Raw genomic sequence first — 14,684 nt, 5'->3', positions numbered from 1 at the left:
TGTTACCTCCTATTTCTTTACGTTTGGTGGGAATCCAAATCCTACGGGATGATGCTTGCAGAAAGACGCAATCCAATTGTCTAAAGTGGTTACTCTTATTCGTCCAATATTATCCATAACTTTACCATCTCCAATATAAATTCCTACATGACCATAGGTAAGTCCTGCTGTGCTTCCACTACTACTGCTTTCCACCGCTACAAGCATTCCCACTTTGAGTTTTGACCTGTCCGATGTAAAAGTATAGTTTCTGTACATATCGCAGGCATTTCCGCCAATATATCCAAGCCCTGCATTTTGATAGACCTGTGATACCCACATGGCACACCAGCCTGCACCTGGAGATGGCGTGATGTATGCAGCATTAACAATCTTCTTTTGAACTTCACTTGATGCTTCATACTCAACTCCACCACCTACGCCACCATTTGCACTGATAAGGTCAGAATTTCCAAAGGCTTCTCCCATATTTCCTTGTGCAAGGAATAAGGCTTCATAGTGCTTTAAGTTATCGGGATAATCAGCAAATACCTTTCGGATAATGCTGTCCATCTCTTTTTTATGAAGCGTTACAATGAGCTTTTTATACTCATAAGGTTCTTCATGACTTTCGGTATATTCGTTGCCATCTTCATCGGTATAGGTTTCTGTAACTGTCCTGTATCTGATTTCAACCTCTTCCCTATATTCAAGGTCATACATGGACTCAAACAATTCCTTTAATATGGATTCTACTTCCGATACACTCTTTACCTCTCCACATCTTGATGTAATGTAGGATAAAAGCTCATGGACATTATGACCAATATACTCTGTATTATTTAAGATGTACTCGTCATAGCCGGGATAGTTGTTTTTGACATGATTAACCTCATTTTGAAGCTCACTTTCCATAGCGGAAAAGTTCTGATTGATTTCATTTAGGACATTTGGCTTTGACAAATAGCTTGTTGTAAGAATAGAACTTGTGGAGTTCATAAAGCCTGTCATTCCCGTTCCTGCAAAGTTGATAAAGAAAGTTCCCAAAATAATAAGACCTATGAAAATAATCATAAGTCCCTTTGCTTTTCTTACTATAAATTTCTTTGAGCCTTTCAACGAGCCGATGAGGTTTTCTTTAATCCGATCTCTGAGTCTTGACTTATTCTCACGACGAATGGCTGCCTTTACCTGATTTTTCTTTTGAAATCTTTTATAGGCATTTGCTCTTTTATATTCATTCGTCTTTTTCAGGTTCTCTTTGGCATCACGAAGTTCAAGCTTCGATTTTCGTTTCCTGATTTTATAGTCCTTATTTGTAAGATCGTATCCTTTCTTCGCCTTTTTCTTATCAGAATATTTCTTTATGCCATGAATGAGTTTCGAGCTTGCGTCCGCTGTCTTTTCTCCTGCTTCCACCCCTTTGTTTTCATCGCTTCCATGGGATAAATAATCTCTTACGGTTTCACTTCCTTTTGCAAGTCCTGAAAGGGCAGATACTTTTACCATATCTTTCTTTAGCTTTTTCTTCTGCTCTTTAGAAAGGCTGCCATGAACTTTTTCGCTGACAGGATCTGTTCCCGCCTTTTTACCTTCAGATTTATTTTCCTTTAGTGCATCGTCCTTTTTCCTTGTATAAAGGCTTTCGGTGTAGTTTTTCCTCTTATACTTTCTCTTTTTAGCCTCATAACTTTTAGAGGAACTTCCAATAAACTCATCTTTTTTATGGAGATTATCATCCACATCATAAGTTGACTCAAAATAGTCGCTGTCCCTAAAGTCATTATCGTATCTGTCTATAATCCCGTCATTATCAAGGTCTTTTCCTAAAGGATCATAGATTTTTCCATCCTTTACCTCCGTAATATAATCCGATCTTCCTGTTTCACTTACAGCAGCTACACTATCCTTATCAGAAGATCTATATCTTGCGTTTCTCTTGGATGTTCCATAAGCCTTTTCATTATCAAAACTTACCTTGTTTATTTTCTTATGAACCTTATCCTGAAATCTGTTTTTGTCATGGACGATTTTTCCTCTGTAATCATCGTTATGCTTTAGCTTACTTTCTTCAGATGTAGTGAATGTTTCACTATGGATCATTTCTCTTTCAAGACTTGCCTTATGCCTTTCCCTAAAATCCTTTTTCAGCTTTTTCCCCATAGGCTACCTCACTTCTTCAGGCTTGGTAGTCATCTTCTGATAGAGAATTGTATCTTTCGGGAACTTATCAAGGAAAGGAACAATGGTATTTCCAAAGAACAGTAGTCCCTCTCCCTCGTTGGAATTGGTAACATATCTGAGCTGAGGAAGTGAGATTTTAAGTTTTCTTGCAAGTATCTCTCTATCTCCTGAGGCCTGATTAAGCATTAAGACAAAGTCCGTATTGTCAAAGATGTTTTCTATCTCCTTACTCATAAGTAGGTCTTTGACATTTTGCGTAATACCTGTTGGAATACCTCCCCATTTTCTAAAACGCTTCCATATTTCCACAGAATACGATGCTGTCTGTTCATCTTTTAGCAGCAAGTGGAACTCGTCGATATAATATCTTGTCGCTTTGTTTCCTCTGTTTTGCGATACCTTGTTCCACACCTGATCCTGAATGACAAGCATACCGATTTTCTTTAGCTGACTTCCAAGCTCTTTAATATCAAAACAAAGGAGTTTCTTATTTAAGTCCACATTTGACCTGTGATTAAAGACATTAAGAGAGCCTGATACATAGATTTCCATCTCCGTTGCCAGCTTTTTACCGACCTTTTCTTCCTGTCCTTTTAACATATCGTATAGGTCTTGAAGTATAGGCATATTACAAGGTTCTGGATTTTCAAAATACCTTTCGTAAATCTTAGGTAAGCACCTGTCTATAACGGACTTTTCTTCTGCTGTAAGTCCACTGCCACCAACTACAAGCTCAAGCATACTCATAATGAAGTTCGCCTTATCCTTTAAAGGTGCATCTCCATCACCATAGTTCATGTTTATATCAAGGGGATTCAGGTAATCCTTGGACTTACTGCTGACCTTAATGACTTCTCCGTTAAACTGTCTCACAAGGTTTCCATACTCTCCTTCTGGATCGCAGATAATCACATCATCATCTGTTACCAAAATTGCATTTGCCATTTCTCTTTTGGCACTAAAGGATTTACCACTTCCGGGAGTTCCGAGGATTAGACCGTTTGGAGTTTTGAGTTTTTTCCTATCTGCCATAATCAGGTTATGGCTTAAGGCATTTAGTCCGTAATAAAGACTGTTACTTGAATTGATAAAAAGCTCCTCTGTGGTAAAGGGCATAAAAACTGCCGTAGATGATGAGGTTAGTCCTCTATCTATCTCAATCTTGTTTACGCCAAGAGGTAGCACGCTGATAAGTCCTTGTTCTTGCGTATGGTCAAGTCTTTTCAGCTTGCAGTTATGCTTATTTGCAATGGAACTTATCTGAGAGATTGTGTTATCAAGCTTTTGCACCGTTTTTGCAAAGTTCATAAAGACGATACTTACCACAAACATTCGTTCATCTCTTGTCTGCAAGTCCTTTAAGAGACTCTTTACATCTTCTCCATAGGTGATTAAGTCCGATGGAAGAATGTCCATATCATAACCGCTTCTTACCGCTTTCTTATTTTCCTCAATTTTCATCTTGTCAATATCGGTATTTTTTCTCTTTACCATTTTAATAGCTTCCGATTGGTCGATTGCCTTAATATGAAAGGAAATATTGATGTTATCATCAATATCCAAAAACTCGGCAAGCATACGGTCTGAAAGCTCGCTTGCAAGAATTTGAAAATGACTTACTGCCCCGATAAATTTTCCAAACTTAAAGTACCTTGAAGGCGTGAAGTTAAATTCATCAGGTACAATGTATGTTTTAGTGCTTTCCCTTTTCCTCAGATTTTTGTATGAAAACTCAAAGGTCTTATTGGGATTTAATATATCGTGAAGTATCTTTAATCTTTCTTCTCCTGTAAGACTTTCAGCACGAACCCCCATACTTTTGAGATTAGATAATATATCTATCTCCAGTCTTTCAAGTTTTGATGTTGCCTGCTCTAAATTATCCGCTTCTACTGTAAAGGTTACATACTTTGATTTTTTCAGTCCATTATTTCCCTTTACAATCTGACTTTTAAGCATCTCTCTAAACTCAAGACGTATATCGTCAAAACCGTCCTTTTTATCCGGTATCTGAATTGCCGACTTCATTTCTTCGTTTCGTCCAAGTTGATTGATATATGAAAACTCAATACTAATACTTGGATCAAAGGAGTTTAGAAAATTTGCAAACTGATTAAAAATCAAGTCTCGATCTTCATCTAAGGCAAGTTGGTAGTTAATATCCTGAAAGGCTATGCTTTTACTAAAGTGCTTTTCGTCAAGCTGACATATACCGCTTTTTAAGAGTCTAAGATAGGGAATGGTATCTTCGACAGTATATCTTTTTGGTTCTTTTCTAAAAATAAGGTCAAGTAGCCCGCCTTTATCTTTTTTAGATTTTCCCTTATTTTGCTTTAAGTCCTGTCTTTGACTTCTTAACATTTTTTTGTTTTGTTCTAACTTTACCTGCTGAATCTTTCTTTTGTCTTTCAAGGTAAACCTCCTTTCTCACTCTTTTTTGTGGCTGATAAAACTTATGAAGGTAAATATATTTAAAATATTTCTCAAATGTCAGTCCGTCCTTTTCAAAAAGAGTGATGAAAAAGATAGGGAGCGTGGACACAATGAGAAATATGACGGCTATATCATTTGGAACGACCTTTCGCATAAATAAATAGACTGGTAGTCCTACCAGTCCTGTGAGTGTGAACCCTATCATCTGCCTTTTGGTTAAGTTAAAAGCTACCTTTGTTTTTACCTTCTTTAGGTCTTTTGGGATTGGTACATACGCCATAACTTACCTCCCATCTTCTTTTTCCTTTGAAAGCTCTGCCATGTGTTCATAAACAGAGCCGATTTCTTCCTGAATGCTTTCTATCTGTTTATCTATATTTTTGTTATATCTTTCCTGCAAAATACAAAAGTCATTATGGCAGCGACCGATGTCTTTTGTTCTTTCTTCCAAGTCATTAATCTTGCTAAAAAGTTTGATTCTATCAATCACCGCTATAACACCTGCTCCGATTACTACTGCTGTAAATACTGTTTTTCTTTTGATCATCCTATCCTTCCTTTCTGTTAGTGTGCATTTAATACGCTTTTGGCCAGAGTTCCGCTCTTTAGCATCATTAGTCCCAGCAAAACCGCATATCCAAGTATCGTCATGGTACTTGTGTGTATATCTGTTATCTGTATTGTCTTAACTAATACTGCGTATATTCCAAGACAAACCATTAAAAAGAGTCCTTGTAGCCCAAGTGCAAATAGTCCTTTGATATAGTTTGTGCCAATTTGTCCCCACTCTTTGTTTCCCATTGTGGCAAATGGAATGGCTGAAACCGATGAGTAAACATAAATCTCAAACATTCTTCCGTAAACCACAAGCATGATTACAATGGAAATTACCTCTATGGCAACCTTTATGAGTGAGGTTTCAAAAAGAATCATGACAAGCTCTCCAAGCCCCTTTTCTTTTAAGGTATCCATCATTGCCACTATCTGATCTCCGGAAACGGTGGCAGAGGTATTTATCACCCCTGCCGCCTTATTTACCATATGTTGTGCCACATCAAAGACCGCCATTGAAAACTCAAAAGCATGAGATACTAACCATACAGCAATCCACATCTTAATGATGTACTTAAAAAATTCAAAGGTGTCCGTATCATGCATATTGTTCTTTTGCATTACCATATTGATAAGCTCAATACAAAGGACTGCTGTGATGATTAGTCCCGCTATGGGAATAATGACGGAATCGTTAATGCTTTTGATAAAGGCAAATACATCTCCGTTCCACCCCATGGGAGTTTTTCCTACATCTGTTGCAACTGCACCAACTTTATCGTTGATGTCAAGAAACATGGACTCTAAGTTTGCTTGGATACCGCCCAGTAGAAGTTCCTTAAAAAATTCTTCTATCTTGTCGAATATTCCAAACATCTAAGCTCTCCTTTTCTTCTTACTTGAGTACATTGGCAAGAAGTGGAATAAGCTTAAGTCCGATAAGGACAATACCGCCTCCTGCCATCAGCTGCTTAATACCTTGAGATTTTGCACCCGGATTGTCATTGCCATATCCTTCCATCAGGTTGATAACACCCCATGCTCCAAGTCCTGCACCTACTGCCATTACCAAAATCTTTAATACATTAACTGCCTGTGTAAAAAATTCCATAATTTATTTCTCCTCGCTTTCTTCTTTCTTTTCAATCTTGTTATATGACTTCACTACAAAGTTTTTGTAAGTCTTTCCCTCTTTTTCACGCTTCTTAAAGTAACCAAAGATATGAATCAAATCGCCTTTTTCAAAGTCCTTTGCTTTCTCCGATTTTTCTCCATAGGCTGCGCAGTTGATATACTCCTTGCCTTTCCCGTACTTTTTTACAAGCGTGAAGTTTGCAACCTCAACAGTTTCTCCCTCTTTGTCAAAACTTGAAAAAGTGGGCTCTGCCAATAAATTAGCATTGATGTTAATCATTTCTTGCTTCATTAAAAATTTCTCCTTTTCTTTCAATAAAAAAGCGATTGGTGTTTTTTCTTTTCCAATCGCTAATGGTCATACTATTTACTTTTTTCTTAGTGGGACTTCGTATTCTTATCATCTTACCTCCTGACTTTGAGTAATAAAAAAGCAGCAAATCTATGTTTTTTAGACTTACTGCACTCTTGTAATAACTGTTTCTCTATTTAATTTTGCTTTCCCTTTTCGCTTCATATAGCTTTCTATATCAAACAAATTTTTCTTGTCATAGTCCTCAAGCAGCTTATAGTTCTTATGCTTTGTAATATCGAATTTATCCGATAGAAAAGGTCTGACACCACGAAGCTGAAAAATACATTTACCGCCATCCATGACTGTAATTTCATCTTGGCTCATAAGTTCCTTACCTGTCTTTTGATAATTAAGTCCAAAACTCTTTTGATTGCTCCTTGTTTCCGATGTGTTATATAAATCTATCGTTTCTTTTCCCAGTGTTTCGGAAAGTTCCTTTAATGTGGTCTTTTCCTTACCACCAAGAAACAAGGTACTATCACAGTTGCCCACAATTGTGTCAGCATTATCTTTATAGATTGCCTTTAGCTGAGATTGTGCTTGAAGAATTATACTTGCTGATATTTCTCTGGAACGGATTGTCGCTATTAGCTTTTCAAACTTTGGAATTAAGCCGATGTTTGCAAACTCATCAAGTAGGCATCTTACATGAACAGGTAATCTTCCTCCGTACACATCATCTGCCTTATCACATAGCAAGTTAAATAGCTGAGAATACATAATAGATACCACAAAGTTAAAAGTATCATCTGTATCAGAGATAATGACAAAGAGTGCCGTCTTTCTATCTCCCAGTGTATCAAGCTCCAGTTCATCCTCGCACATCAAGTCCCTAAGCTCCTGTATATCAAATGGAGCAAGTCTTGCACCACAAGATATTAGAATAGATTTTGCTGTTTTCCCCGCAGCCAATTTGTACTTTTTATATTGCTTCACCGCAAAGTGTGTCGGTTCTTTCTTTTCCAATGCTTCAAAGAGTCTATCAATCGGATTCATGTAGGTTTCATCATCTTCTCTTACCTCTGAAGCGTCTATCATATCAAGCAGTGTTGCAAAGTTCTTTTCTTCTCTTGGAGCTTCATACCAGATATATCCGATAAGTGCCGTATAGTAGAGTTTCTCAGCTTTCACCCAAAAGTCCTCACCTGCTTTTTCTCCCTCGCCCTTCGTGTTTGCGATAATTGTCTGAACAAGCTTTAGAATATCTTTTTCAGAACGAATATATGCAAAAGGATTGTATTTCATGGATTTTTTGAAGTTTATGGTATTTAGAATTTTAATCTCATAGCCATTATCTTCAAGCATCTTGCCACACTCAAGGACTATTGTTCCTTTAGGATCAGTCACGCAATATGACGAGTGCATTTGCATTAAGTTCGGTTTTACATAAAATCTTGTCTTTCCGGAGCCTGAACCACCTATAACCAAAACATTTTTATTTCTCGCGTACTTTGGATTAGCTGGTCTGCCGTTCATAGTTAATCGTTCAGTTTGTGTAAGCAAGATATTGTTCTGGAACTTTTCATCCATATACGGTTCTATATCTTTTCTCGTTCCCCATCTTGCTGAACCATACTCCTTTCCCTGTCTGAACTTTTTTGCATTTTTGCCTTTGCTGTAGACAATGAATTTAATTAAAGCTGCTACTCCTATGCCTATTAGAATGTCAGTTAGATGAATGCTTGGAATAAAGCTCATGGTGTTAAGCTCTAATATCCCTTGAAAGATTTTGTCTATTACATCGCCACCAGTATAGGCTCGTATATGGTGAGAGAAGATATTGCCAACATAGAAAAATGCAAGATAGGGAATGTTCTGCTTTAGAAACTTTGCCTTATCCTGCACCTTAAACAAGCCTTTGATGTCCTTTAGTATTTTCTCTATCATAGGCTCTGCTCCTTTTGCTTGTTCTTGATTTTGTCTTTAGAAACAGAATTTTTAGCCATCTCCTTAAACTTCTCAATGTTTTTATGAATAGATTCTTTCCTTTCCGTTCTCTTTTCTGATTCTGAAAGGGCGTGCTTAAATGCTTTGTCCATCACTTTCATATCTTTTGCTTGAAAGAACACTGAGTATTTACCTGATTCTTTATCTTTCATTACCGAAAACTTAACTCCATATCTGTTCAGTTCTTTTTTCAGTTCCTTCAATTCTGTTTCTTCTACTGGTATCTCTTCAAGCTGTCCCTTTTTAACCATATCTTTTAGTTTTACTTCATTCCCTTTACTCCCAACGAGCTTTTCAAGTCCACCGATTTTTTCTGATTCTTTCAGTAACTTCCTTATCAAATCCAAAAGTATCTTGCCTGTTACTTTGCCGGCTCTCACTTCCATGTTGAGCGTTTTTCTTGCAATTTCTTCATTGATCAAGTCCTTTCACCTCCGTTCAGTAATCTATCTTTATTGCGAGTTAGCTTATCTCTTTGAATAAACTTTCTGAAATCCTCACCTACAACCATAACGGGAATACACATTTCAATAATTCTTGAATAGATTCTTTGATATTCAACACTGTCCTTGCAGTTTTGAATTGTGTCGTAGGAAAGATTTGTTGTGAAAATTGTTGGTTTCTGTTTTAGGTACCTGCTATTGACAATGTTATATACCTGCTCTTTAGCATAGCTTGTATCCCTTTCAATTCCCAAGTCATCTAAGATAAGAACGGAAGTATTTACAAGGGATTCAATATATGCGTTTTTATCAAAGTCAAAGCTGCTCTTTTGAAGTTCATTGATAATCTGTGCAAAATTTCTAATCTTAACACTTATTTGATACTGTTCAATAAGGCTATTTGCAATGGAGCAGGCAAGATAGGTCTTTCCGCTTCCTACAGAGCCATAAAAAAGAAGTCCGATATTTTCTTTTTTCATTTTCTCATAATCTTCTACAAAATTCTTTGCAATCATGAGGCTTTGATTTTCTTCTCCCTGATAATTTTCAAAGGTATATGACCACTCCCTCATGGAATTGAAGCAGGTTCTTTTTAACCTTTCAATTTCCATCTGTTTTTCTCTTCGTTTCTTTTGTTTCTCTATTTCTCTATCGCATTTACAAGCTATCCTTAATATCATTTTGTTTCCGAAAAATTCCATTACATCACCGTCTTTTCTTTCGTGGCAGACTTTACAATAGGCGTGTCCGTCTTTGATATACTCTTTTTCAGAATCATAGGCAAATTCTACATCCTCTATCATTATTTTTTCCAATTCTCTTTTCATAAATGTTCTCCTTTGTTATATTCTTCCCATGTCGGTACATTTGATATTTTCGCCTGCTTGCTTTTGCCCTGATCTTTATAAAACCAAGAAAGTATCGTCGCTTTATGGTCTTTATAGATCTTTCCGGTACTCTTGATATATGCAGATAAGCGTTCAATGTAATTATCAAGCTGTGCATTTAGTTTGATTTGTAAATCAGAAATATCTTCATCAGTTAAAAATACATTTTGAAATGTTCCAAGTCCGTTTTCGCAAAAACTATATTCTCTCTTACTATACTTACTCTTATTATTCTCTATATAGTTAGAGTCAACATTTTTAACTTCCTGAAGTTCATTTTCTTTACTTCTGAGGTCAACATCTTTTACTTCTGAAGTAAAGTTTTTTGACTTCTGAAAGTCATTCCCTTTTGCTTGAAATACACTCATAAAGTCTTTCACATAAATGATATTAGGTTTTCCAAGTCCAAGCCTTACTCTTTCAATCAGTCCGATTCCTTTTTTACTATCTAACTCATCCAATGTTTTTATGGCTGTCGGCTTTGAGATATTTCTTCTTCTCATAATTTCTTCAACGGTAAAATAGATAAATACTCTATTTTCTTTGTCTATCCAGTTATTCTTAAAAGATATTCCCGTTCGTTTTAGAAGCATGGAATAAAGGATAATTGCTTCCGCTGACAACCCCTTAAATTCTTCTCCATCAACTAATATCTCCGGTACTTTAAGAAAATTAAATCGCTCTGCTTCTCTGTTATAGAAATAGTCAAAGTCCATCGCTTCACCTCCTCTCCAAAAAATTTGCAAAGAAAAAGACGATAGTTTTTTTCTCTATCGCCTTTGGTTACCATTTGTATTAAATTTTTTAGATTGATTTTATCTCTTCATTGATTCCCTGAAAGAATGCTATAACGGTTGCTCCAATCATCGGTACGCCGTATGGACTAACTAAAAATCCAATAATCAATGCTTCGATTCCGATGGTAACTTCTTTTTGTAAGAAAGATGCTATTGCTCCAAATATGCAAAACATCATCAGCAAATATAGCAGTGCCGTTCCTATTCCGAGTAAGAATGTCAGAAAGGCAGTGAGAATACTAAGCAGGAAGCTGATTGGGAAAAAGATTATTTTTATTATCCATCTCATAAAATATCTTCCCTTTCTATTCAATCATTTTGAAGTGTCTCAAGGCATCCATGATAGCTTTTTCTTTTTCAGGTGTACACTGTGGAATAATTTGTTTCTTCTTTTTAGACTTGTTGTAATGTTCTCGTAATTCTATTCCACATTTCCTTTTTATCTGTGCAATATATAATGTCGGAACTTTTAATTCAAATTTATTCCAAACATATTCTTTGATTTGAGCATATGTTGCCTTACTTTCAGCACTTGTCAAATCAAGCTCATCCAGCTCAATTTCAATATTTATATGCTTATCGACATCAAGTTTGGACAAAAGTGCTACCGTCTCCACGTGCGTTGTCTTTTGCTTGGGAACATAATTTTTTATCCTCGTCATTCTTGTAGGAGTACAATTTATTAATATCATTATCTTTAGCATTTTTTCTTTTATCTTTAAAGTTATTAGAATCTTGATTATCTTTAATTCCTGTTTTGAAATAGAATGTCAGGTCATAAGGATGGACTGTTCCGTCTTTATCAATTCTACCCACTACGACTTTATCAACTATGCTTTCAAATACTGTTCTGTTAAATTCTTCTATAATTTCTTTGTTTTCTAAGACCTTTTTAAATTGCTTTAATCTTTCTTTAATAGAGTTTTCATCTTTGATAGTTAGCTCTAATGTTTTCTTTTCATCAAGTAATTCTTCTTTTTGTTTTGTAAGTTTTTTATACTTTTTAGCATAAACTTCTTCGTCTATACTATCTTCTAAATGAAGATCAACTAACTTTCTTTCTTGACTAATGATTCTGTTTAATTGGTTTTCTAACTTTTTCAAATCTTTGACTAAAGATTCATCATTTATTTCTTCTTCAACAATTTTTAAAAAGTCATCTATTACAGTTGAATCTGCATGGCATAATTGCCTATAGCTTTCAACAAAAGCTTTTTCTATTGCTGCTTCTTGTATTCCTTTTGAATGAGGGCAATATTTTTTACCTTTTTTAGTTGATCTTACACATTGCCAGTTAATTTTTTTGTAAATTGAACTTGTATGCCAAGTTCTTCTTGAAAGTATCTCTCCACAAAATCCACATTCCAGCATACTTGAAAAAGCATATTGTCTTGATAGTTTTTCTCTCTTCCTATCCTTGTTAGCAATTGTGTTTCTGTTTTGTGCTCTTCTAAGTCTAATCTCCTGTGCCTTTTCAAAATCTTCTTTTGATATAATTGGCTCGTGATGATTTTCTATGTGGTATTTATCAGATTCTCCAAAGTTTGCTAGTCTTCTTTTTGTTATAGGATCAACTGTGAAAGTTTTTCCCATTAGTATATCGCCAATATACTTTTCATTTTTAATTATTCCTAACACTGTAGTATCAGACCATTTTGTTTTACCTCTCGGGGTGAGATATCCTTGTTCTTCTAGTTCCCTACCAATGACCGAACCACCATTGCCTTCTAAATATCTTTTAAAGATATATCTAACAATTTTGGCTTCTTCTTCATTTATAGAGATGCTTTTTGTTGTAGGGTCATAATCGTAGCCAAGGCAACCTTGAAAACCAATAAGCTCCCCCTTTTCCATTTTCATTTTCAGTCCTTTTTTTACATGGGCTGAGGTATTTTCTACTTCTTGTTGAGCTACTGAACTTAATATTGTTAATAATAGCTCTCCATCCATTGTCAAAGTATCTATATTTTCTTCTTCAAATACTACACCAACGTTATTTTCCTTTAAAAGCCTTACATATTTCAAAGTATCTAATGTGTTTCTAGCAAATCTCGATATAGATTTTGTTATTATCATGTCTATATCTCCATTTTGACAATCACTTATTAGTCTCATGAAATCTGCTCTTTTAGTAGCAGTTGTTCCTGTTGTTGCTTCATCTGCATATATACCAGTCAAAGTCCAGTTCTTATTATTTTTTATTAGATTCGTATAATAATCAACTTGCGATTTATATGATTCAAGTTGGTCTTTACTATCTGTACTTACTCGACAATATGCCGCAACTCGTTTTAAATCTAAATGTAGTGCATTTCTATTTCTTGCTCCTTTATTTGAAGCTTTTATTACTTTTACTTTAGTATTCATTTTACCTCCTTCCCATTTTGTATCTTTCTACAGTGTTATTATATCACAAGATTAATTACTTTCTATCCATCTTCTTATAATCATTATCTAATCTGTTCTTAATTTTTGTATATTCCTTATCATTAATTAATTTAAGATCATAAAGTCTACATAACATAGCAACTCTCATACTATAAATCTTTATTGCTTGCATTTTACCTCCTATGTAAATTATTTTTTTACCTTGATAAGTGGATTAAATTTGAAATATGCTAATCTCACATAATCAATTTCAAGAATATTCACACTTCAAAGTATTTTGATTTTTATAGAAAGATGATAAAACACCCCTCACTTTATAAAGTGAAATTTGCCCTCTTTGGTAACCAAAATTTTTATTTTTTTATAGTATTTTTGAGTTTCAATGATTAATTTGAACATAAAAAAAGGACTTATGCTATTAGGCATAAATCCTCTTTTCTAAATTTTACTGTTTAAAGACTTTAATATTTCTTCCTATAAATTATTTAATTTCCATGATTCCGCCTTAGCTTTTGCATTTATAAGGTCAGAATAAAGTCCATTATTTTTAATCAGTTCTTCATGATTTCCACGTTCAACTATTTCCCCATCTTTTAAAACTAAAATTTGATCTGCATTTCTAATTGTCTTTAGTCTGTGGGCAATCATAATTACTGTTTTGTTTTTTGTTAATGATTCTATCGCTTCTTTAAGCTTATCTTCATTTTCTGGGTCTATATTTGCTGTGGCTTCATCAAAGATTATGATGTCCGCATCTTTTAGCATGGCTCTGGCTATGGAGATTCTTTGTTTTTCTCCACCAGATAGGCTTGCTCCACCTTCCCCAATGATAGTGTTATATCCTTCTGGTAAAGCTTCTATAAATTCATGACATCTTGCCTTCTTTGCAGCTTCTACAACTTCTTCATGGCTTGCATTTTGTTTTCCAAATTTTATATTGTTTTCAATTGTATCTTCAAAGAGATAGACGTCTTGAAATACCATGGAAATAGAATTCATTAAGTTTTCTATCTTATAGTCCTTAATATTCTTTCCACCTATGAAAATTTCTCCAGAGTTTATATCCCAAAATCTTGCAATAAGATTACAAAATGTTGTTTTACCAGATCCAGATGGACCAACTATGGCAGTCATGGTATTTTCTTTTATCTCTGCTGATACATTTTTTAAAATGGGTCTGTCATCATAAGAGAAGCTGACATTTTTAAAGACTATATCATGATTTTTTATAGGCTCTGTAATACTTCCTTCTTTCATATCAGGCATAGAGTCGATAAAACCTACAGAATCTATGGCATTTTCGCAAGCTCTTAGGATTGCCATGTTTGATCCTGCCCCGATTAATCCTTCAAAGATAATAAAGGATGCCATAATCATAAGAATTGTTTCAGCAAGTGGAAGTTCACCAGATAAATTTAATTTTAATGATACATAGACCATAGCTACTGTTGTTATTCCCATTACAATTCTTTGGATAACTGTGTAAGGTGCTACAGATATTTCTAAATCTAAAAGTATATTTGATGTATCTTTTATAGACTTTCTTAAGGCTCTGTTATTTTCTCCACCAAGATTATAGGATTTA

16 protein-coding genes and 1 pseudogene are annotated in these 14,684 nt (G+C 35.0%); all 17 read right to left on the bottom strand.

The window, feature by feature from the left end; genetic code table 11:
- Nucleotides 1-9: 9 nt before the first annotated feature.
- Complete coding sequence (locus ABDJ34_RS05205; protein ID WP_412701606.1) at nucleotides 10-2,142, bottom strand: CHAP domain-containing protein; 2,133 nt, start codon at nucleotides 2,140-2,142, stop codon at nucleotides 10-12.
- 3 nt (nucleotides 2,143-2,145) lie between these two features.
- Nucleotides 2,146-4,575 (bottom strand): VirB4-like conjugal transfer ATPase, CD1110 family, encoded by a 2,430-nt coding sequence (locus ABDJ34_RS05200; RefSeq protein ID WP_412701605.1) that lies wholly within the window; start codon nucleotides 4,573-4,575, stop codon nucleotides 2,146-2,148.
- On the bottom strand, nucleotides 4,487-4,876 hold the full coding sequence (locus ABDJ34_RS05195; protein ID WP_412701604.1) for a PrgI family protein: 390 nt from the start codon (nucleotides 4,874-4,876) through the stop codon (nucleotides 4,487-4,489). Before ABDJ34_RS05195 ends, ABDJ34_RS05200 begins: the two co-directional genes overlap by 89 nt.
- A gap of 3 nt (nucleotides 4,877-4,879) precedes the next feature.
- Nucleotides 4,880-5,143 carry a hypothetical protein gene (locus ABDJ34_RS05190; RefSeq protein WP_047212297.1) on the bottom strand — a complete coding sequence of 88 codons (264 nt, stop codon included), beginning with the start codon at nucleotides 5,141-5,143 and terminating at the stop codon, nucleotides 4,880-4,882.
- Nucleotides 5,144-5,160: 17 nt separating this feature from the next.
- Nucleotides 5,161-6,024, bottom strand: a complete 864-nt coding sequence (locus ABDJ34_RS05185) for a VirB6/TrbL-like conjugal transfer protein, CD1112 family (RefSeq protein ID WP_000466907.1) — start codon at nucleotides 6,022-6,024, stop codon at nucleotides 5,161-5,163.
- A 19-nt stretch (nucleotides 6,025-6,043) separates the two neighbouring features.
- Nucleotides 6,044-6,259 (bottom strand): Maff2 family mobile element protein, encoded by a 216-nt coding sequence (locus ABDJ34_RS05180; RefSeq protein WP_000394208.1) that lies wholly within the window; start codon nucleotides 6,257-6,259, stop codon nucleotides 6,044-6,046.
- A gap of 3 nt (nucleotides 6,260-6,262) precedes the next feature.
- Nucleotides 6,263-6,574 (bottom strand): single-stranded DNA-binding protein, encoded by a 312-nt coding sequence (locus ABDJ34_RS05175; protein WP_412701603.1) that lies wholly within the window; start codon nucleotides 6,572-6,574, stop codon nucleotides 6,263-6,265.
- Nucleotides 6,555-6,686 (bottom strand): hypothetical protein, encoded by a 132-nt coding sequence (locus ABDJ34_RS05170; protein WP_412701602.1) that lies wholly within the window; start codon nucleotides 6,684-6,686, stop codon nucleotides 6,555-6,557. The genes ABDJ34_RS05175 and ABDJ34_RS05170 overlap by 20 nt, the downstream gene beginning before the upstream one ends.
- Before the next feature lie 53 nt (nucleotides 6,687-6,739).
- Nucleotides 6,740-8,524 (bottom strand): VirD4-like conjugal transfer protein, CD1115 family, encoded by a 1,785-nt coding sequence (locus tag ABDJ34_RS05165; RefSeq protein WP_412701601.1) that lies wholly within the window; start codon nucleotides 8,522-8,524, stop codon nucleotides 6,740-6,742.
- Nucleotides 8,521-9,006, bottom strand: coding sequence for a PcfB family protein (locus ABDJ34_RS05160; RefSeq protein ID WP_148465174.1), 486 nt, complete (start codon nucleotides 9,004-9,006; stop codon nucleotides 8,521-8,523). Before ABDJ34_RS05160 ends, ABDJ34_RS05165 begins: the two co-directional genes overlap by 4 nt.
- Nucleotides 9,003-9,854 carry an ATP-binding protein gene (locus ABDJ34_RS05155; protein ID WP_412701600.1) on the bottom strand — a complete coding sequence of 284 codons (852 nt, stop codon included), beginning with the start codon at nucleotides 9,852-9,854 and terminating at the stop codon, nucleotides 9,003-9,005. The genes ABDJ34_RS05160 and ABDJ34_RS05155 overlap by 4 nt, the downstream gene beginning before the upstream one ends.
- Entirely contained in the window at nucleotides 9,851-10,630 is a 780-nt protein-coding gene (locus tag ABDJ34_RS05150) for a replication initiator protein A (protein ID WP_412701599.1), read from the bottom strand. Before ABDJ34_RS05150 ends, ABDJ34_RS05155 begins: the two co-directional genes overlap by 4 nt.
- An 88-nt stretch (nucleotides 10,631-10,718) precedes the next feature.
- Nucleotides 10,719-11,000, bottom strand: coding sequence for a CD1845 family protein (locus ABDJ34_RS05145; protein ID WP_055318231.1), 282 nt, complete (start codon nucleotides 10,998-11,000; stop codon nucleotides 10,719-10,721).
- Between the two features lie 16 nt (nucleotides 11,001-11,016).
- Nucleotides 11,017-11,337, bottom strand: a pseudogene (locus ABDJ34_RS05140) (23S rRNA (uracil(1939)-C(5))-methyltransferase RlmD); the annotation flags it as partial.
- Nucleotides 11,297-13,078: a recombinase family protein gene (locus tag ABDJ34_RS05135; RefSeq protein WP_412701598.1), complete on the bottom strand. Its 1,782-nt coding sequence runs from the start codon at nucleotides 13,076-13,078 to the stop codon at nucleotides 11,297-11,299. The gene ABDJ34_RS05135 and the pseudogene ABDJ34_RS05140, both read right to left, overlap by 41 nt.
- Before the next feature lie 55 nt (nucleotides 13,079-13,133).
- Nucleotides 13,134-13,271: a hypothetical protein gene (locus ABDJ34_RS05130; RefSeq protein ID WP_412701597.1), complete on the bottom strand. Its 138-nt coding sequence runs from the start codon at nucleotides 13,269-13,271 to the stop codon at nucleotides 13,134-13,136.
- Between the two features lie 302 nt (nucleotides 13,272-13,573).
- The coding region (locus ABDJ34_RS05125) for an ABC transporter ATP-binding protein (RefSeq protein ID WP_412701596.1) at nucleotides 13,574-14,684 on the bottom strand (1,111 nt) is incomplete at its 5' end.

Origin of the sequence: Finegoldia dalianensis, assembly GCF_046255015.1 — a bacterium.
Lineage (GTDB): Bacteria > Bacillota > Clostridia > Tissierellales > Peptoniphilaceae > Finegoldia > Finegoldia magna.
This window is presented reverse-complemented; position numbering and strand designations above follow the sequence as displayed.